The 18,957-nt window shown below is 61.3% G+C and carries 20 protein-coding genes; 10 read left to right on the top strand and 10 right to left on the bottom strand.

Going from position 1 to position 18,957, the window contains the following annotated elements:
• Positions 1 to 76: 76 nt before the first annotated feature.
• From lepB to parC, 5 genes are all read left to right on the top strand, one after another.
• Positions 77 to 835 (top strand): signal peptidase I, encoded by a 759-nt coding sequence (gene lepB / locus ACOQOT_RS08555; RefSeq protein ID WP_420558889.1) that lies wholly within the window; start codon positions 77 to 79, stop codon positions 833 to 835.
• A 3-nt stretch (positions 836 to 838) separates the two neighbouring features.
• Positions 839 to 1,564, top strand: a complete 726-nt coding sequence (gene rnc, locus ACOQOT_RS08550) for a ribonuclease III (protein WP_420558888.1) — start codon at positions 839 to 841, stop codon at positions 1,562 to 1,564.
• Positions 1,557 to 2,492, top strand: a complete 936-nt coding sequence (gene era / locus ACOQOT_RS08545; protein ID WP_420558887.1) for a GTPase Era — start codon at positions 1,557 to 1,559, stop codon at positions 2,490 to 2,492. Before rnc ends, era begins: the two co-directional genes overlap by 8 nt.
• A 291-nt stretch (positions 2,493 to 2,783) precedes the next feature.
• The gene (gene recO / locus ACOQOT_RS08540) at positions 2,784 to 3,548 is read left to right on the top strand and encodes a DNA repair protein RecO (RefSeq protein WP_420558886.1); all 765 of its coding nucleotides are present in this window, start codon (positions 2,784 to 2,786) and stop codon (positions 3,546 to 3,548) included.
• A 97-nt stretch (positions 3,549 to 3,645) separates the two neighbouring features.
• A complete protein-coding gene (gene parC, locus ACOQOT_RS08535; protein ID WP_420558885.1) occupies positions 3,646 to 5,886 on the top strand; it encodes a DNA topoisomerase IV subunit A in 2,241 nt (746 codons plus the stop codon).
• 15 nt (positions 5,887 to 5,901) lie between these two features.
• On the opposite strand, the gene ACOQOT_RS08530 is transcribed toward parC, so the two are convergent.
• From ACOQOT_RS08530 to motA, 9 genes are all read right to left on the bottom strand, one after another.
• Positions 5,902 to 6,387: a hypothetical protein gene (locus ACOQOT_RS08530; protein ID WP_420558884.1), complete on the bottom strand. Its 486-nt coding sequence runs from the start codon at positions 6,385 to 6,387 to the stop codon at positions 5,902 to 5,904.
• Positions 6,388 to 6,397: 10 nt separating this feature from the next.
• Entirely contained in the window at positions 6,398 to 7,990 is a 1,593-nt protein-coding gene (locus tag ACOQOT_RS08525) for a TRAP transporter large permease (RefSeq protein WP_420558883.1), read from the bottom strand.
• Positions 7,991 to 8,004: 14 nt separating this feature from the next.
• The gene (locus tag ACOQOT_RS08520; RefSeq protein ID WP_420558882.1) at positions 8,005 to 8,535 is read right to left on the bottom strand and encodes a TRAP transporter small permease subunit; all 531 of its coding nucleotides are present in this window, start codon (positions 8,533 to 8,535) and stop codon (positions 8,005 to 8,007) included.
• Between the two features lie 11 nt (positions 8,536 to 8,546).
• Complete coding sequence (locus ACOQOT_RS08515; RefSeq protein WP_420558881.1) at positions 8,547 to 9,635, bottom strand: TRAP transporter substrate-binding protein; 1,089 nt, start codon at positions 9,633 to 9,635, stop codon at positions 8,547 to 8,549.
• A gap of 134 nt (positions 9,636 to 9,769) precedes the next feature.
• The gene (locus tag ACOQOT_RS08510) at positions 9,770 to 10,501 is read right to left on the bottom strand and encodes an arginyltransferase (protein ID WP_420558880.1); all 732 of its coding nucleotides are present in this window, start codon (positions 10,499 to 10,501) and stop codon (positions 9,770 to 9,772) included.
• A 46-nt stretch (positions 10,502 to 10,547) separates the two neighbouring features.
• Positions 10,548 to 12,419: an SLC13 family permease gene (locus ACOQOT_RS08505; protein ID WP_420558879.1), complete on the bottom strand. Its 1,872-nt coding sequence runs from the start codon at positions 12,417 to 12,419 to the stop codon at positions 10,548 to 10,550.
• Positions 12,420 to 12,533: 114 nt separating this feature from the next.
• Positions 12,534 to 13,049 (bottom strand): RDD family protein, encoded by a 516-nt coding sequence (locus ACOQOT_RS08500; RefSeq protein WP_420558878.1) that lies wholly within the window; start codon positions 13,047 to 13,049, stop codon positions 12,534 to 12,536.
• Between the two features lie 79 nt (positions 13,050 to 13,128).
• The gene (locus ACOQOT_RS08495; protein ID WP_420558877.1) at positions 13,129 to 14,085 is read right to left on the bottom strand and encodes a flagellar motor protein MotB; all 957 of its coding nucleotides are present in this window, start codon (positions 14,083 to 14,085) and stop codon (positions 13,129 to 13,131) included.
• Positions 14,086 to 14,145: 60 nt separating this feature from the next.
• The gene (gene motA, locus ACOQOT_RS08490) at positions 14,146 to 15,009 is read right to left on the bottom strand and encodes a flagellar motor stator protein MotA (RefSeq protein ID WP_420558876.1); all 864 of its coding nucleotides are present in this window, start codon (positions 15,007 to 15,009) and stop codon (positions 14,146 to 14,148) included.
• A 235-nt stretch (positions 15,010 to 15,244) separates the two neighbouring features.
• On the opposite strand from motA, the gene ACOQOT_RS08485 reads away from it, so the two are divergent.
• Entirely contained in the window at positions 15,245 to 15,724 is a 480-nt protein-coding gene (locus tag ACOQOT_RS08485; RefSeq protein WP_420558875.1) for a flavin reductase family protein, read from the top strand.
• Here the strand turns inward: ACOQOT_RS08485 and ACOQOT_RS08480 are convergent.
• A complete protein-coding gene (locus tag ACOQOT_RS08480) occupies positions 15,648 to 16,265 on the bottom strand; it encodes a MarR family winged helix-turn-helix transcriptional regulator (RefSeq protein ID WP_420558874.1) in 618 nt (205 codons plus the stop codon). The two genes, ACOQOT_RS08485 and ACOQOT_RS08480, sit on opposite strands and share 77 nt — an antisense overlap.
• 141 nt (positions 16,266 to 16,406) lie before the next feature.
• Here ACOQOT_RS08480 and ACOQOT_RS08475 point away from each other — a divergent pair, with 141 nt between their 5' ends.
• From ACOQOT_RS08475 to ACOQOT_RS08460, 4 genes are all read left to right on the top strand, one after another.
• Positions 16,407 to 17,180, top strand: coding sequence for a MotA/TolQ/ExbB proton channel family protein (locus tag ACOQOT_RS08475; protein WP_420558873.1), 774 nt, complete (start codon positions 16,407 to 16,409; stop codon positions 17,178 to 17,180).
• 8 nt (positions 17,181 to 17,188) lie between these two features.
• The gene (locus tag ACOQOT_RS08470; protein ID WP_420561890.1) at positions 17,189 to 17,617 is read left to right on the top strand and encodes an ExbD/TolR family protein; all 429 of its coding nucleotides are present in this window, start codon (positions 17,189 to 17,191) and stop codon (positions 17,615 to 17,617) included.
• Positions 17,614 to 18,021, top strand: a complete 408-nt coding sequence (locus ACOQOT_RS08465) for an ExbD/TolR family protein (RefSeq protein WP_420561889.1) — start codon at positions 17,614 to 17,616, stop codon at positions 18,019 to 18,021. The genes ACOQOT_RS08470 and ACOQOT_RS08465 overlap by 4 nt, the downstream gene beginning before the upstream one ends.
• A 61-nt stretch (positions 18,022 to 18,082) precedes the next feature.
• Complete coding sequence (locus tag ACOQOT_RS08460; RefSeq protein ID WP_420561888.1) at positions 18,083 to 18,955, top strand: hypothetical protein; 873 nt, start codon at positions 18,083 to 18,085, stop codon at positions 18,953 to 18,955.
• Positions 18,956 to 18,957: the final 2 nt, after the last annotated feature.

Raw genomic sequence — 18,957 nt, 5'->3', positions numbered from 1 at the left:
CCGGTCTGGTATGCTATGGTCGCGCCGCTTTGGCGCGCGGGCGCGGAGCTGTGATTTGCGGGGGAGCCGGTAGGCAATGTCGATGACGGACAAGGTAAAGAATTTCCGGGAGAGCGAGTGGGTCGATACCGCGCGCACGGTGACTTATGCGGTGGTGATCGCGCTGATCATCCGCGCCTTCCTCTTCCAGCCGTTCAACATTCCTTCCGGCTCGATGATCCCGACGCTTTTGATCGGGGATTACCTCTTCGTTTCCAAATTCTCTTATGGCTATTCGAAACATTCTTTCCCGTTTTCGCTACCGCTCTTCGACGGGCGCGTGCTGGCCAGCCAGCCGGAGCGGGGGGATGTGATCGTCTTCAAAAAGCCGACCGATAATCAGACGGATTTCATCAAGCGCCTTGTCGGGCTGCCGGGGGATGAAATTCAGGTCCGCCGGGGCATCCTGCATATCAACGGCAAGCCGGTGAAACGGGAGCGGATGGAGGATTTCATCGAGAAATCTCCCTCCGGCGATCTGCGCCGCTATCCGCAATACCGTGAAACGTTGCCCAATGGCGTCAGCTATACGACGCTTGATACGGACGCCAATGGCTATCTCGACAATACCGGCGTCTATAAGGTCCCCGAGGGCCATTACTTTATGATGGGTGACAACAGGGACAATTCGAACGACAGCCGCGTGCCCAGCGAAGTGGGCTATGTGCCGTTTGAAAATCTCGTCGGCCGGGCGGAAGTGATCTTCTTTTCCACCGATGGCAGTGCGCGTATCTGGGAAATTTGGAACTGGTTTTCGGCCACGCGCTGGAACCGCCTTTTCCATGAGGTTGACTGACCGATGCCGCGCAAGCCGCGCAACAATGCCGATACCAGCGATACGTCTTCTCCCCATCCGCTGAGCACCGTTCTGGGCCACAGCTTTCAGAACCCGTCGCTTCTAAGCGAAGCGCTGACCCATATGAGCAGCGTGCCGGAGGGCCCCCATGGCAGCTATGAGCGCCTGGAGTTTCTGGGCGACCGGGTGCTGGGGCTGGTGATCGCGCGGATGCTGATCGAGGCTTTTCCGGGCGAGCGGGAAGGCGATCTTGCTGTGCGGCTCAATGCGCTGGTGCGGGCGGAGACCTGCGAGGCGGTGGCGCAGGAAGCAGGTTTCGGCAAATATATTGCCATGAGCGCGGGCGAGGCGCGGGCCGGCGGGCGGCGCCATGCGACGATCCTGGCCGATGTTTGCGAAGCGGTGATCGGCGCGCTTTATCTAGATGGCGGGCTTGAGGTGGCCGAAGCTTTCATCGAACGGCATTGGCGCCCGCGTCTGCAGCTCGATCTGCGCCCGCCGCGCGATTCCAAAACCGTGCTGCAGGAATGGGCGCAGGCGGGCGGCTTCGGTCTGCCGCGCTATAGCCTGGCCGGGCGCAAGGGGCCGGATCATGCGCCCACCTTCGAGGTGGAAGTGAGCGTCGAGGGGCACAAGCCTGCCAAGGGGCTCGGCTCCTCCAAACGGGCGGCGGAACAGATGGCGGCGGAAAAGCTGCTCAAGCGTGAAAAGGTTGAAGGATATGAGTGAGGCGCCCACAGGCGGACTCTTGAAGAGCGCAGACGGTCAGCGTGCCGGCTTCGTGGCGCTGATCGGCGCGCCCAATGCGGGCAAGTCCACGCTGCTCAATCAGATGGTCGGCTCGAAAGTCGCCATCGTCACGCATAAGGTGCAGACCACACGCTCGCGCCTGCGCGGCATTGCGATCGAGGGGGAGAGCCAGCTTGTCTTCGTCGACACGCCCGGTATTTTCCGCCCGCGCCGCCGTCTCGACCGCGCCATGGTGCAGGCCGCCTGGGGCGGGGCGGAGGATGCCGATCTTGTGGTGCTTCTTGTCGATGCCCAGCGCGGGCTGACGGAGGAGGTCGAGGCCATTTTAAAGGGTCTTCAGGATGTGCGCCGCCCGCTTTTGCTGGCGCTGAACAAGATCGACCTCATCCGCCGCGAAGAGCTTTTGGCGCTCGCCGCCGACATCAACGCCAAGGTGCCCTTTGCGGAGACATTCATGATCTCGGCGGAGAAGGGCGACGGGGTGGCCGATCTGCGCGCTTATCTCGCCGCGCATGTGCCGCCTGGTCCCTGGCTTTACCCGGAAGACCAGATCGCCGATGCGCCGATGCGTAACCTTGCGGCGGAAGTGACGCGCGAGAAGCTCTTTTTGCGGCTCCATCAGGAATTGCCCTATCAGCTCACGGTAGAGACGGAAAGCTGGAAGGAGCTGAAAGACGGCTCGGCGCGTATCGAGCAGGTGATCTATGTGCAGCGCGAGGCGCATAAGAAGATCCTGATCGGCAAGCAGGGCGCGACGCTGAAGTCCGTCGGCGCTCAGGCGCGCAAGGAACTTGAAGAGATGCTGGAGCGGCGGGTGCATCTTTTCATCTTCGTCAAAGTGCGTGAAAAATGGGGGGACGACCCGGAACGCTATTCGCAGATGGGGCTCGATTTCCCCAAAGAGTAAGCTGCTCCTGTTTGTGCAATTTGCGTGTTAACCAATTGATATGTTGACTCTTTTGCGGTTTGGAAAGGCGCGTCTTAAAGCGCTACATGATCTAGTATGTGGCAAAATTGCTGGCTGCTGTGATGAATCTGCACAGAGCCGGGTTTTGAAGATCAAGAGCCTCTTCCATGCCGGTTTGAAGGGTGTTTTTGCAGCTTTTTGACTGGAAAGCCCGTTTCACATTATCTGGTAGGTCAGAGCGGCGGCAGGCTGGACCCTGCGGCCAATTAGGTAAATCAGGAGGTGAGCAGCGTGGAGTGGCGCGACCAGGGCATCGTCCTTTCCGTGCGCCCGCATGGCGAAACCTCCGCCATTCTGGAGGTGCTGACCGCCGAGCATGGCCGCCATATGGGGCTGGTGCGGGGCGGCGCTTCGCGGCGGATGAAGCCGGTGCTGCAGCCCGGTAATTCGCTCACCCTGACCTGGCGGGCCCGGCTGCAGGAGCATCTGGGCACCTTCACCGCCGATCTCGTCAAATCCCGTGCCGGTATGCTCATGGAAGAGCCTATGGCGCTGAGCGGGCTTTTGTCGGTCTGCGCGGTGGCAGGCGCGCTGCCCGAACGCGAGGCCCACACCCCCCTTTATGAGGCGCTCGAAATCCTTCTGGAGAGCATGGAGGATGCCGATATCTGGCCCGCCGTGCTCGTGCGCTGGGAGCTTGGGCTTTTGCAGGAGCTTGGCTACGGTCTCGATCTCAGCCGCTGCGCCGCGACCGGGGAGCGGGATGATCTGGTGTTCGTCTCCCCCAAAAGCGGGCGGGCGGTCAGCCGCGGGGCGGGGCTGCCTTACAAGGGCAAGCTTCTGGCGCTGCCGGGCTTCCTGATGGGCGCGCAGGCAGGCGGCGCCTCGGCGCAGGATGTGGCCGATGGGCTGAAACTGACTGCTCATTTTATGGACCGCTATCTTTTCGCCCCGCAGGAGCGGACCTTGCCGGATGCGCGCCGGCGGCTGGTGGAGCTTTTCGAGCGGCGCCAGGCGGGTGACGGCCCGGCCTTGGGGGTGGGCGGGCCTGCCTGAGTGACATCGGCCCCCTGTATTTCAGGCGAGAATCGTCTATCAAGTATGCCGCGCCTGCGCGTCCTGCGCCGGCCATTCCTCATGATATAGTCGCGCCATGACGAAAGTAACCGTACCGCCCGAATCGCCCGCCGAAGAGATCCGCCTGCGCGAGGCGCTGGAAGAGCGCTATCTTGCCTATGCGCTCTCCACCATCATGCACCGGGCGCTGCCGGATGTGCGCGATGGGCTGAAGCCCGTGCACCGGCGTCTTCTTTACGCGATGCGCCAGCTCAAGCTCGATCCCAATTCGGGCTTCAAGAAGTCGGCCCGCGTGGTGGGCGATGTCATCGGTAAATATCACCCGCACGGGGACAGCGCCGTTTATGACGCACTGGTGCGCCTCGCGCAGGATTTTGCCGTGCGCTATCCGCTGGTCGACGGGCAGGGCAATTTCGGCAATATCGACGGTGATAATGCCGCTGCCATGCGTTACACCGAGGCGCGGCTGACGCGGGTTGCCGAGCTGCTTTTGGAAGGGATCGACGAAGACACGATCGATTTCCGCGCGACCTATGACGGGGAAGAAAAAGAGCCCATCGTTCTGCCCGCCAATTTCCCGAACCTGCTGGCAAACGGTTCCTCGGGCATTGCCGTGGGCATGGCGACGAACATTCCCCCCCATAACGTCGCCGAGCTGTGCGACGCCGCGCTGCATCTGATCAAATTCCCCAATGCCTCGGCGGCCAAGCTCGCCGATCTCGTCCCCGGCCCGGATTTTCCGACCGGCGGCATCATGATCGAGAGCAAGGAAAGCGTGGCCGAGGCCTATGCGACGGGGCGCGGCGGGTTCCGGGTGCGGGCGCGCTGGGAGCTGGAGGACCTGCCGCGCGGCGGCTGGCAGATCGTCGTCACGGAAATTCCCTATCAGGTGCAAAAGGCTAAGCTCATCGAGCGGATTGCCGAGCTCTTGATGGCCAAGAAACTGCCGCTTCTGGAAGATGTGCGCGACGAATCCGCCGAAGACATCCGCGTCGTTCTCGAGCCGAAATCGCGCAATGTCGACCCGCTCCATCTGATGGAATCGCTCTTCAAGACGACGGAGCTGGAAAGCCGTATCTCGCTCAACATGAATGTGCTCGATGGCGGGCAGGTTCCCAAAGTCATGAGCCTGCGCGATGTGCTGACTGCCTGGCTTACGCACCGCAAGGAAGTGCTGGTCCGGCGCAGCCGGTTCCAGCTCGATAAGATCGAGCGGCGCATCGAAATTCTCGACGGCTATATCATCGCTTTCCTCAACCTCGATGAAGTGATCCGCATCATTCGCGAGGAAGACGAGCCGAAGAAGGAACTGATCCGCGCCTTCGAGCTAACCGACACGCAGGCCGAAGCCATTCTCAACATGCGTTTGCGCTCTTTGCGCAAGCTTGAAGAGATGGAGCTGAAGAAAGAGCACAAGGCGCTGAAAGCAGAAGCCAAGCGCCTGCGCGCGCTCCTGAAATCCGACGAGGCGCAGTGGAAGCAGATCGACGGCGAATTGCGCGAGGTGAAGAAGGAATTCGGGCCGAAGACGCCGCTCGGGCGCCGGCGCACCGCGTTCGGCGATGCTCCGGCACTCGAAGATGTGCCGCTTGAGGCCATGGTCGAGCGCGAGCCCATCACCGTCATCTGTTCGGCCAAGGGCTGGGTGCGTTCGCTCAAGGGCCATGCGGAAAATACGAGCGATCTGAAATATAAGGAAGGCGACAAGGAGCGCTTCGTCTTCCATGCGCAAACGACGGATAAGCTCATTCTCTTCGCCACCGACGGGCGCTTTTATACGATCCAGGCGGACAAGCTGCCGGGCGGGCGGGGCAATGGCCAGCCGGTCCGCTTCTTCATCGATCTGGATGACGGACACGATGTGGTGGCCTTCTTCGTCCACGATCCTGAGCGCAAACTGCTTGTTGCTTCCAGCTCCGGCCATGGCTTCATCGTGCCGGAGGCCGAGGTCGTGGCACTGCGCCGCCCGGGCAAGGTGGTGCTCAATGTCTCGGGTGATGTCGAAGCCTGCGCCCTTGCGCCTGTCGAAGGCGACACGGTGGCGGTGATCGGCGAGAACCGCAAGCTGCTGCTTTTCCCGCTCTCCGAAGTGCCGGAAATGACGCGCGGCAAAGGCGTGCGTTTGCAGAAATACCGCGACGGGGTGCTGAAAGACGTGAAGTGCTTTACGCTGAAAGAAGGGCTCACCGTTGTTGACCGCGGCGGACGCAACAGGCTTTTCGACCGGCTGAAGGACTGGCTCGGCGCGCGGGCCCAGGCCGGACGCTTGCCGCCCAAGGGCTTCCCGCATGGGGAAACGTTCGGGCCTAAAATCTAACGTCTCAACGCGGGATCAGGGGAGCAGCGGCGGCACTTCCTTGCGCAGTTCCTCGCCCCAGAAGCGCATCTGCAGCACATAGCTTTCGCCGGTTTTCAGCCGGCGCGCATCGATCTCCAGCGTATAACTCTGCTCGAGATAGTGCTTGGGCTTGATGTACTGCTCCATATGCACGTCCGGGCAGTTTTCTTCGGCCTCCGATTGCACGAAGGCGCGCTCCGGGTCGAGCAATATCCAGCGGAAAACATTGCACGGGTTCTCCGCTTCGTAGAGCACGCCTTCATCATCATGATTGTTGAGACGCAGCGTGACGGTCAGCGGCACGATGCCGTCTTTCAGGCTGCCGGCCTCCACCGTCGCGGTGAGCTTTTCCCCGCTCTCATAAAGTCCGGCAAATTGCAGGAAATAACCCAGCGCAAGAACGGCGGCGATGGTGATGAGCGAGGTGCGCACGGCAGCGGGCAGGCCGCGCCCCGGTTTTAGCCAATCGGGCAATGCCATGAGCGAGCTCCTAACCGAAAATGATCTCAGGCAGCCAGGTTGCCAGCTGCGGGTAAAGCGAAATGATGATCAGCGCGCCGATCTGTATCAGCACGAAAGGAACGACGCCGCGGTAGATTTGTGCCGTGCGCATGCTCTCCGGCGCCACCCCGCGCAGGTAAAAGAGCGCAAAGCCGAAAGGCGGCGTGAGGAACGAGGTCTGCAGATTGATCGCCATCATCACGCCGAGCCAGACGGGATCGAAGCCCATGGCAAGCAAAATGGGCGCGACGATCGGCACGACGACGAAGGTGATCTCGATGAAATCGAGAAAGAAACCGAGAATGAACATCACGGCCATGACGGCGATGATGGGGGCCATGTCGCCGAAGAGCCGGCCCATCAGGCTTGCCTCATCGAAGCTGAGGAAGGACTGCACCGTCTCGTCCCCGCCAAGTCCCCGGAAGACAAGCGAGAAGAGCGCCGCGCCGATCAGAATGACGAAGACCATGGAGCTGATGCGCGCCGTCGATTGCATGACGCTGGGGAGCACATTGTTGCGGTAAAGCCGGATGAGGCTGATGGTGATGCCCCAGGCCATGGCCGCGCAGAGAAGAAAGGCGAGGGCGATGGCCGCATATTCCCCGGCACTGATTTCATTGCGCGCGACGCGCAGATCGACAAAGGCGGTAAGCAGCAACACGCCGATCAGCGAGAACGCGGCAATGATAACGGGCCGCGTTGCTCCCTGCTGGCGGTAGCCCGCAAGCAGCACCGCGCCGATGGCGCCGACGGCAGCGGCCTCGGTGGGCGTTGCGATCCCGGCAAGGATCGAGCCCAGCACTGCAATGATCAGCGCGACGGGCGCAAAGAGCGCGCGCAACGTCTTGAAGATCAGTGCGGCGGTGTCTTCTTCCTCGCCTTCATGGGGCACGGCGGGGGAGGAGGCAGGATCAACAAGCGCGCGGAAGGCTTGATAGGCGATGTAAAGCCCGACCAGCATGAGGCCCGGAATGAGCGCGCCGGCGAAAAGATCGCCGACGGACATGGTCTCCGGCGTGAAGATGCCCTGTTCGAGCTGGGCTTTCTGATAGGCGTTGGAAAGCACATCGCCGAGCAGCACGAGCACGATGGAAGGCGGGATGATTTGGCCGAGCGTCCCGGCAGCGGCGATGGAGCCCGCGGCAAGCGAAGGGTTGTAGCCGCGGCGCAGCATGGTGGGCAGCGAGAGGAGGCCCATGGTGACGACCGTCGCGCCAACAATGCCGGTGGAAGCGGCGAGCAGCGCCCCCACAATGGAAACGGAAATGCCGAGCCCGCCGCGCAAGGAACCGAAGAGACGGCCCATGTTTTCCAAGAGCTCTTCGGCGACTTTCGAGCGCTCGAGCATCGTGCCCATGAAGACGAAGAGCGGCACAGCGATCAGCGTCTCATTCGTCATCGTGCCGAATATGCGCTGGGGCAGGGCAAGCAGATAGCCTGAATCGAAAATCCCGAACCAGATGCCGATACCGGCAAAGACCAGCGCCACGCCGCCCAGCGTGAAGGCGACGGGATAGCCTGTCAGCAGCACCCCGCAGGCAACGGCAAACATAATCAGATCGAGCGTGTCGGCGAGATTCATGAAGAAGGTTGACCTTATAGTTTCGGCGCCGGCTCGCTGTGCGGGGTTTCAAGACCGCGCAGGGTACGAAGGGCATGCACGAGAATGGAAACGCCTTGCAGCGCCACGAGCACCGTGAAGGCCAGAATGACGGATTTCAGCAGGAAGACGGCCTGAATGCCGCTCGTTTCCTGCGAGCCTTCCAGATAGGACCAGGAAAGCGCCACATAGGGCCAGGCCGCATCCCAGATCAGCCAGCAGACCGGCCAGAGGAAAAAGAGCGTGCCGAGGAGATTGACCATCGCCTTATAGCGCGGGCTGGCCTCGCGGTAGAAAATATCCACCCGCACATGCTCGTCCATCAGCAGCGTATAGCCGGCGGCCAGCATGAACAGCAGGCCGTGCAGATAGACAATCGATTCCTGCATCCACACCGAGCCGAGGCCGAAGACATAGCGCATGATGACGACGATGAACTGCACCAGCACCATGGCAAGCGCCGCCCAGGAAACGAACCGGCCCAGCCGGTCGTTGAAGCCGTCGATGAGAGTGGCTAAACGCAGCACGCGAGTTTTTCCTATCCGTCGAGAGCGACACCTTGGCGGGCTTCCACAAAGCCCTGATCGGCGATTTTCGTCCATTCGCGCGAGAGAGCGAGCGAGGCCTTGTAGCTCTCATAAATGCGCTTGGTCAGCGCATCGGTGTTGCCGGCTTCCTCCACAACCTCTGCGGAGAGGCGGCGGAACTCGGCCAGGATTTCCGGCGAGAAGCGGCTGAGTTTGACCTTGTGTTCGGTGACGAGGGTCTGCAGCGCTTTGGCGTTGTAATAGTTGAACTCGGCGAGTGTGTAATCGTTCTCCGCCGCGCAGGCCGCTTCCACGGCTGCTTTTTGCGAGGGCGTGAACTCGTTGAAGACGCCGAGATTGAAGCCGACGGCGAGCACCGGGCCCGGCTCATGAAACCCCGGCCAGTAATAATAATCGGCCACCTGATGGAACCCGAAGGCCATGTCGTTCCACGGGCCCACCCATTCGGTTGCCTCGATCGTGCCGTTCTGAAGGGCCTGATAAATCTCGTTGCCAGCCATGGTCACGGCGGCGGCGCCCAGCCGGCGCATTACTTCCCCGCCCAGGCCCGGCATGCGGATGCGCAGGCCTTTGAAGTCTTCCAGCGTTTTGATTTCCTTGCGGAACCAGCCGCCCATCTGCACGCCCGTATTGGAGGCCATGAAGGGCTTGATGTTGAACTGGGCGGAAAGTTCGTCCCACAGTTCCTGCCCGCCGCCATGATAGATCCAGGCGTTGATTTCATTTGCCGTCATGCCGAAAGGCACGGTGGTGAAGAAGTTGAAGGCAGGCGACTTGCCCTGCCAGTAATATTCGGCGCCGTGATAGATTTCCGCGCCGCGGCTCGACACTGTGTCGAAAGATTGAAGCGGGGGTACGAGTTCGGTCGCCGCATAGACCTTGATGTCGATTTCGCCGTCCGTCATCGCCTTGATGCGGGCCGCCAGGCGCTCGGCGGAGACGCCCATGCCGGGGAAGTTCTTCGGCCAGGTCGTGACCATTTTCAGGCGTTTCACATTGGAAGCGATGGCAGGCGCGGAAAGTGTCGCGGCAGAAGCGGCCGCCAGGCCGGCGCCAGCAAGGAAGGTACGGCGTTTCATAGAGCAAGCTCTCCCCGAAGACTTGATGTGTCGGCGCGCCATGATCCCCCGCGCGGCCGGTTTGCGGGCCAGTATAGGCAGGGCGGCGCAAGGTGCAATGGCGCTGCAAGGGATGGGAGACTAGAGGGAAAAGTTTATTCCATAAGCTGCCAACCCTCGCGGGTCAGCGCTTCCAGCGGCTTGAAACGGGCTTTATAGGCCATTTTCGCCGATCCCTCGATCCAGTAGCCGAGATAGACGTAAGGCAGGCCGAGCTCCCGGGCGAGCTCGATATGATCGAGAATGAGATAGGTGCCGAGGCTCCGGGCGTTCAAATCGGGCTCGAAGAAGCTGTAGACCATGGAAAGCCCGTCTTCGAGCCGGTCGGTCAGGGCGGCGGCGATCAGCCGGTTTTCGCTGTCCGCCGCGCGGGGGCGGTACTCGATGAGCGAGGTATCGACGGCGGTATCCTCGACCATGGAAACAAAATCGAGTGCCGTCATGTCCGCCATGCCGCCTTGCTGGTGGCGTGTGTCGAGATAGGCGCGCAGCAGCGAGAACTGTTCTTCGGTCGCCAGCGCCGGTTTTTTCACCCGCACCAGATCCCGGTTGGCGTTCAGCGTGCGGCGCATGTTGCGCGAGGGGGTGAATTCATCGACGCGGATGCGCACGGAAATGCAAGCATCGCAGCCGTCGCAGGCCGGCCGGTAGGCAATGCCCTGGCTGCGGCGGAACCCGGCCTGGGAGAGCATGTTGTTGAGGCTGACGGCCCGCTCGCCGACGAGATGGGTAAAGACCTTTTTCTCGTACCGGCCTTTCAGATAGGGGCAGGGCGAGGGCGCGGTGATATAGAACTGCGGAAACTGCGTCTGGTCGTGCCGCGTCATACGCTGTTTTCCTCGCTTTACTGCCTCTCGGCGCTACGCCCCCTTATTAAAGACCATAATACCAGGGTGCGAGCAAAGAGAAGGTTATCCAGAGCAAAAGAATAAGCGGCACCCCGGCCCGCACATAGTCCGAGAACTGGTAATGGCCGGGCCCCATGACAAGAAGGTTCGTCTGATAACCCATGGGCGTGGCGAAGGAGCAGTTGGCGGCGAAAATCACCATATAAATGAAGATCATGGGATCGACGCCGAACTGGTTGGCCGCATTGGCGGCAATCGGCACGAACAGAACAGCCGTCGCATTGTTGGTCAGAATGTTCGTCGTAATGGCAATGAAGAGAAAGAGCGCGGAAAGCGCGACGGCGGGCCCGGCTCCTGCAAAAAGGTTCACGACCCCTTGAGCGAGGAAGGCCGCGCCGCCCGTCACGTCGAGCGCCGTGCCCATGGCAAGGGCGGCGCCCACCAGAAGGAAAATACGCCGGTCGATGGCGCGTGCTGCCTGGCGGATATTCAGCACGTCGAAGGCGATCATTCCGGCGGCGCCGAGCACGGCGGCGACCTCGATGGGCACGAGGCCGGAAACGGCGGCAAGCACGGTGCCGGCAAAGATATAGCGGGCGCGGCGCGCGCGGCTCGGGTCCGGCAGTTCGGTCGCCGACCATTCCAGCGGAATGACGTCGCGGTTGAGCCGCAAGCCTTCCACATCGCGCGGCTTGCCGAGCACGAGCAGCACGTCGCCGTCTTCCAGGCGGATGTCGCTCATGCGTGCGCGGATCATGCGGCTGCGGCGCTGAATGCCGAGCACGATGCAGGCGGTTTCGTAGCGGAAGCCGATCTGTTCGATATTGCGTCCGATCATGCGCGAGCCGGGCGCGACGACCACTTCCACCATGGTCAGATCGCCGGTCGGGCGCTCCGGCGTTTCATCGCCGCGCTCGCCGTCCCAGTTCTGGTTCTGGTGGTTTTCCTCCAGCATGTTCTCGAAAATGCCGCTGCGCGATTTCAGCACTTCCGTCAGCGCCTGGCGGGTGGCGGCGATGATGACGGTATCGCCCGGCTGCAGGCGCACATCTTCGAAAGGCGGCAGGAAAGCATGTTCGCGCCGCTGGATCATGCGCACGGTCATGTCTTTGAGCGGGGGAAAAAGCCCGGCCACCGATTCCATGCCGACAAGCGGATGATCGTAGGTGATCTGGATTTGCGCGATGAACTGCTTGCCCGTGCCGCCCGTCAGCTCGTCCGCAAGCCCCTCCCGGTCGGGCAGAATGCGCGGCACGACGAAGAGCACATAGACCATGCCGACGCTGGCCAGCATGACGCCCAGCACCGTGAAATCGAAGAACCCGATCTTGCCGGCGCCCGTGCTGTCGGCAATGCCGGCGGCAAGCAGGTTGGTGGAGGAGCCGATCAGCGTCGTCATGCCGCCCAGAATGCAGACGAAGGAAAGCGGCATCATCAGCTTGCTCGGCCGGTGGCGCAGTCTTGCGGCCAGTGTCGCAAGCACCGGAATGAACATCACCGCGACGGGCGTATTGTTCAAAAAGGCGCTGACAAAGGCGATGAGCAGCAAGGTGGCGATGACGACTAGCTGCGGCCTGCTGCCCGCAGCTGAAGCGATGATGCGTGTCGGTTTGTCGAGCGCGCCGGAATGGAAAAGCCCTTGTCCGACCACCAGCAGGGCAAGCACGGAAATGAGCGCAGGTGCGGCAAAGCCGGAAAGCAGAACCGAACTGTTCAGAAGGTTCGTGTCCTGCGGACCTTCGAACGGAAACAGATGAAAGAAAATCATCAAAAAGCCGACGACGAAAAGCGACGTCAGCTCCAGAGAAAAGCGGCTCATCGAGTAGAAGACGATCGCGGTGCCGATGGCAGCGAACGTCACCCACATCTGCCAATTATCTGGGAGTATTGTTTCCATGGGCCTCTTTTTTCAGCGGCGCGCAATTTGCCCGCTGAACTTACCCAAGTCTAGTGGAAATGGGGCGTCTGTGCGAGGCGCCCGTTCAAGTGAAAGAAAAGGAGCGGGAAGGGGTTAAAGCGTGTCGCTGTCGCGCACGTAAACCATGCCGGAAAGATAATCATGCAGACAGCGGCGGCGGCGGTTGAAGAGCGCGACAAGCAGAATGAACGGCGTGAGAATGCTCACCGTCAAATAAAACAGCACGGTCTGGATAAAGGCCTGCACGAGGCCGGGCGCGCGCCGGTCCCAGGTTTCCGCGTGAATGCCCTGAAAACGCATGCCGGGCGTTGCCGAATGCTCGCCGCCCAGCGTCAGCGTGAAATAACCGAAGAAGACGACAGGCGTGACGAGTTGCAGCGCCAGCCAGGCAAGGCCGAAGGTCAGAAAGCCGAGCACGCCGAGAAGCAGCCAGGCTGAAACGATCAGCACCGACAGAATCAGAAAGTCGGCAATTACAGCCAGAAAGCGTGAAACGAGAATGCCGTTGAATTCGCTGGCCCGGAACGGGTCTGCGGCTTGATCTGCCCCGGCATGGGGGCGGGAGGCGGAATGAGGGGAGGGATAGGTTTCGTTGCCACTCGCGCTCATTCAGGTCTCCTTGCTTCTTACCGCCTCAAAATAAGTAGGAAGAAGCGGGCGCAAGCGCAAGGGCAGGGAGAGACGCCGATTATCCGCGGCTGTCCCCGAAATTCGGCGGGACGACAGGCGCTTCGCGTTTCAGGAGAATGGAAATGCGCCGGTTGGCGGGCAGGCTCGGGTCTTCCGGGAAAAGCGGCTGCGTGTCCGCTTTGCCGGTCACCTCGTAAATCCGGTCGTCGGGCACGCCTGCGCCTTGCAGAATGCGGCGCGTGGCATTGGCGCGGTCGGCGGTCAGCTCCCATTTCTGGCTGGGTGAGCTGCCATAGCTCGGCGAGCTGTCGGTATGGCCGGAAATGGCGATGCGGTTCGGCAGTTTCTGAACGATGGTGGCGACTTCTTCCAAAAGGCGGCGTGTGCGCTCATAAGGCTCGTCGATCCCGGCGGGGAACATCGAGCGGCCTTCCTGATCGACAAGTTGGATCTGCAAGCCTTCCGGTGTTTCTTCCACCAGAATGTTTTTGGAAAGCTCTGCAAGCTCCGGCATGTCGCGCAGCGCCTGGCGGATGCTTTCGGCGGCGGAGCGGAAGTCGTCTTTCTCGCGCGAGGTGGAGGCGGCGAGCTGGCGCTGCTCGTCAAAGACCTGCGTCGCGCCTTCCTGGCCCTGCTTCTCCTGAACGGTGCTGACCGTTTCGGCGGACTCGGCGGTGTCTTTTTCGTCTTTATACGAATTTTTCGGTTTGGGCGGGGCGGAAATATTCATTACCACTTGCGGGGTGGTGCCGGCCATGCGCGAGCCTTCGATGTCGAAGGCGGTACCGCCCATTACGCCGCCCGAACCGCTGGTCGAACGGCTGACGTTCGCCGGTGCGAAATAGTCGGCAAGGCCCTGCTTCTGTTCCGGCGTCGTCATCGAGATCAGCCAGAGCAGAAGGAAGAAGGCCATCATCGCGGTCACGAAGTCGGCATAGGCGATTTTCCACGCACCGCCATGGTGCGGGTGCTTGCCCTTCTTGACCTTCTTGATGATGGGTTGTGCTTCGCTCACCTTCTGGATCGCCCGTTCTTTGCTGTGTCAAACCGCTGGCCTTCGCCCCGCATTCCTGCGTCAGGCGGCCTGGGGATTGTTCTGGGTGGATTCTTCGACTTCCGCGAAGGTCGGGCGCACGTCGCTCATCAGCGCTTTACGCGCGAATTCCACCGACACGGCCGGCGCGTAGCCTTGCAGATGCGCCAGAATGCCGGCCTTCATGGAGAGGTAGAATTTGTTTTCGGACTCGAACGCGTTTTTCAGCGCCATCGCCATGGGCGCGAAGAAGCCATAGGCGCAGAACACGCCGAAGAACGTACCCACAAGCGCCGCGCCGATGAGGTGACCCAAAATTTCCGGCGGCTGGTCGATCGCGCCCATCGTGTGAATAACGCCGAGCACGGCGGCCACGATGCCCAGCGCAGGCGTGCCGTCGGCAAGGGCCTGAATGGCGGCGACCATTTGCTCGTCTTCCTGGTTGAGCGTTTCCAGCTCCTCGTCCATCAGCGCTTCCACTTCATGCGCGTTCTCTGTGCCGAGCGTTACGAGGCGCAGATAATCGCACATGAATTCCAGCGCGCGCGGGTCGGAGGCGATGGCGGGAAACTTGTTGAAGACGTCGGACTCGGAAGGGTTCTCCACATGCGCTTCGAGCGCTAGGCTGCCCTTGGCCTTGGCAAGTTTGAAGAGCGTGTATTGCAGGCCGAGCAATTCCAGATAGGAATCCTTTTTGTATTTCGGCCCCTTCAGCATGATCTTGAATGTCCGGCCCAAGCCTTTGAGCACGGCGGGCGGATTGCCGATAACAAGCGCGCCGATGGCCGCGCCCAGAATGATCACGAATTCGAAGGGCTGCCACAAGACGGCCAAGTGGCCGCCGGCGCCCCAATAGCCGCCGAAGACCGCGCTGACGACGATGACAATGCCGATGATAAACTTCATGACCCCGACGGTCCCCCTGTCTCACGGCGGATGCCCGGCGGATATTCCGCTGGTATTCCGATTTGGCTCATTCTCCGCGAAATCGGGTTAATACCGAGTTTAGGTAAATTGCGCCGAAAGACCGGGCGCTGCGCAAAAGGCGCGGCGTGATTGGGGCATTGCACCGGCCTGCAAACCTCCCTAAAACCGGTCTAATTAAGAATTGATCACAAATCAGCCGTTGGGAGCAGCGTTAATGACCCACGATCCGCGGGCCCTCCGCAACGCCTTTGGGTGGTTTGCCACCGGCGTTGCCATTGTGACCACGAAAGTAGCGGGGAAAGACCCTATAGGGATTACGGTCAATTCCTTCTCCTCGGTCTCGCTGGACCCGCCGCTGGTGCTCTGGTGCCTGGATAAAGGCTCGGACACGATCGACACGTTCGAGGCCTGCGAGGCGTTCACGGTCAATATTCTGAGCGAAGATCAGAAGTATCTTTCCAATGCGCTGGCCAAAAGCGGCGACCATTCGCTCGCGGAAGTGGCGACGAGCACTGGGGAGAATGGCTGCCCGCGCATCGAAGAGGCGCTCGCGGTTTTCGAATGCGAGCTTTATGCGCGCCATGATGCGGGCGACCACATCATTCTGATCGGTCAGATCAAGGCGTTTTCTTCCGAGCAGGAGGGGCGGCCGCTGGTGTATCACCGGGGGGGTTATCAGGCGCTGGGGGCGTAAGCGGCGCGACCATGTCGGGCTTCCGCGCCAGTTCTTGCAGGTTCAGATACATCTTCTCCATCGCCTGCAGCAGCATCCTGTATTCTTCCGTCGGCAGACCCTTGATGGCATGGGCGTGGATTTCCGCGAAGATGCGCTCACCCTCGGGCCGGAATTTGTGCAGATAGTCGGTCAGGTAGATGCAATAGGCGCGCCCGTCCTTCGGATGGCGCCGCCGTTCCACCAGGCCCATTTCCTCCAGCTCATTGATATAGAGCCCGACGGACACCTTGTGGATGTGCATGGCCGTGGCCAGTTCCGTCTGTGTCTGGCCGTCCTTGATCAGCAATTGGCGGATCAGTCGCTGGTGGCCGCGCGGCAGTGGGTTGGCGCTGTCATAGGCCTGTTCCAGCGAGGCGCCGATCCCTTCCAGGAGTTGCAGAAAATAACCTGGTCCCAGTTCCGTTTCGCCGGCAGGGGGTTTGGGAACCTCATCCGGCGCGGCGGCGGTGCGCCCGGCGGTGCTGACTTTGTTTTTATCGTCCGGCAGACGCTGGGACATGGGTTTGGGCCGCGCTCGCTGTTATTCTGTAATAATCCGGTATGACCGTTGACCTGCCGATCATTCCATGATTTCGTAAATTTAATTTACTAAGTGGTTTCTACCACCGCATAATGCGAAGAACAAGCATAGGGGGAAAGTGTGGACGACGTCACGAGTTCGGGCGCCGAAGCGAGCGCTGAAAACGCTGAAGGAGCTGTAAATGCAGCTGAAGGCGCGGTTGAGGGGACGGCGGAGGCCGTAGAAGGCGCGGCGCAGGCGGCGGGCGATGCCGCCACTTCCATTCCCGCCGATGGCGGCGGTCTTCTCGACCTTGTGCCGCTGGTCGATAAGGGCGGCCCGATCGTCGTTATCCTGATTATTCTTTCGATTTTCTCCCTCGCGGTGATTCTGCTCAAAGTGGTGCAGTTCTGGCGCGCCGGACTGTCGCGCAAAGCATTTCTGGAACCGGCGCTTGAAAAAGCCTCGGCGGGCAAGCTCGATGAAGCGGCGGATATTTTGCGCAAGCAGCGCTCGCCCATCGCCCGCGTGCTTCTGGCCGGTGTCGAGGCGAAGCGCAATGGCATGCAGCCTGCCGAGGAGATGGCGCGTGTCGGCGGCAACGAGCTTGGCGCCCTGCAAGGCTATTTCCGCTGGCTGGAAGTCATCGGCAATATTTCGCCCTTGCTCGGCCTGCTCGGTACGGTGATCGGCATGATCGAGGCGTTCCAGCAGCTTGAAGCGGCGGGCAACCGGGTCGATCCGGCCATCCTCTCCGGCGGTATCTGGGAAGCGCTGCTGACGACCGCTGTGGGTCTGGCCGTTGCCATTCCCGCCATCGGCGCGCTCAATCTCTTCGAGAACCGGGTGGACCAGGTGCGTTTGCGTCTGCGTGATGCGACGGGCCGAATGCTCGCCATCCTGAAACTCGTCTGAGGCCAGCCATGCAACATGGAAGCGGCGACGATCTTTTCGGGCACTATGAGGTCAAGCGGCGCATCGTCTCTTTGACGCCGCTGATCGACGTGGTGTTTCTGCTGCTGATCTTTTTCATGCTGGCCAGTACTTTTCTGCAGACGCAGACCTTGTCCGTCATCACCCCGCCCAAAGCGGCAAGCGAGACCGATAGCGACCGCACGGTTGTGGAAGTGCGCGTTGCGCCCGGCGGCACGTTCCGTGTCGACGGGGAAGCCGCACCGGTTGAAGAGCTCTCGGCGGCCATCAAGGCGGCGCTCGGCGGTGACAAGGAGGCGGTCGTCTCCATCCTGGCGGAGAAGGATGTGCAGGTGCAGCCGCTTATCAGCGCGGTGGAAGCGGCCCGCCAGGCGGGCGCACGCACCGTGGCCACGACACGCGTGGGGGGCGGGCAATGATCGAGTTCGAGGAAAACCCGCCCCGCCGCCAGATCGAAAGCGTGGTGCCGCTCATCAATGTGGTGTTCCTGCTGCTGATCTTCTTTCTTCTCACCGGCACGCTGAAGAAGACCGACACGGTGGATGTCGAGCTTCCCACCGGCCAGGTGGATGACAAGAAGCAGGAAGAAGAACTGATCCTTTATGTGGAAGCGGACGGCTTCGTCCATTTCCAGGATCTGACCATGGACGCGCAAATGGCGCCCTACATGCTGCGTAACCGCTTCTCCAAACTCGCGGTGCAGGCCGTGACGGTGAAGGCGGATCAGGCGGCGGATGCCCATGACCTCATTCAGCTCATGGAAGGTTTGCGCAATATCGGCGTGAAGGAAGTGATGCTGATCACGCAGCAAGCGAAGGAATAAGAAACGTGCCGTCCGGCAGGGAGGTGCCGGGGGCGGGCGGGGGTGTAACGGGAGGAGTAACATGAGTTTGGCCGATCAATCGCCATCCTCACCGCCGGACATGAAGCGGTTTCTCATCGGCTCCGCGCTGGTGCATGTCTTGGCCTTTATCATCTTCATGCTGGCGGGCGGCATTTTCGGCGCGCCGGGGCCGGGCGGCGGCGACAAGCTGTTCTTTCAGCTCGCAGCGGGGCCGGGCCAGGACGTGGATGCGGCGGCGGATATCGACGGGGCGCAGCAGGACCCGGTCTTTGCCGATGCCGATGTGGACCCGGCGCCGAAGCCCGCCGAAAAGCCCGAAGTCGTGGAAAAACCGAAGCCGAAGCCCGATGTGATTCCGCTGCGTAAAACGGAGCGCACGCAGACGGCGGAAAAGACGACACCCGTCGAAGGCCAGGCCAAACAGGCCGTTGCCGGCCAGTCCGAGGGGACCAGCGGGGACGATACGAAAGGCAGCAGCGGCGAAGCCGAGCAGACGATCCTCAATCAAAAGGGGACGAAGATGACCGGCATCCAGATCGCCGCGCAGTCGAGCGGGCATACGTTCAATCTGGAAATGGGCCGGCTCGATATTCCCGGCGGCAACCGCCTCACGAATACGATCATCAAGTTGAAGCCCGACGGCACGTCCGATGTGGAACTCGTCTATTACCACTACAAGACGTTCCACCAGCAGCGCTCTTCGACGCGCAGCCTCGATGGGGAAGGGCGCTGGTGGATCGAAGGCGATATGTGGTGTCACCAGTCGCCCGTCATCTCCTATAACACCAAAGACTGCTATCACATGACGCAGGATCAGGCGGGCACGGTGCGGCTTTACTACGACAAATGCACCATCAATTCCTCGCCCAATTGCAAGACGGGCCGGATCGCGGCGGAAGGCCGGATCGAATAGGC

Source organism: Tepidicaulis sp. (genome assembly GCF_965222285.1).
Taxonomy (GTDB): domain Bacteria; phylum Pseudomonadota; class Alphaproteobacteria; order Parvibaculales; family Parvibaculaceae; genus Tepidicaulis.
This window is presented reverse-complemented; position numbering and strand designations above follow the sequence as displayed.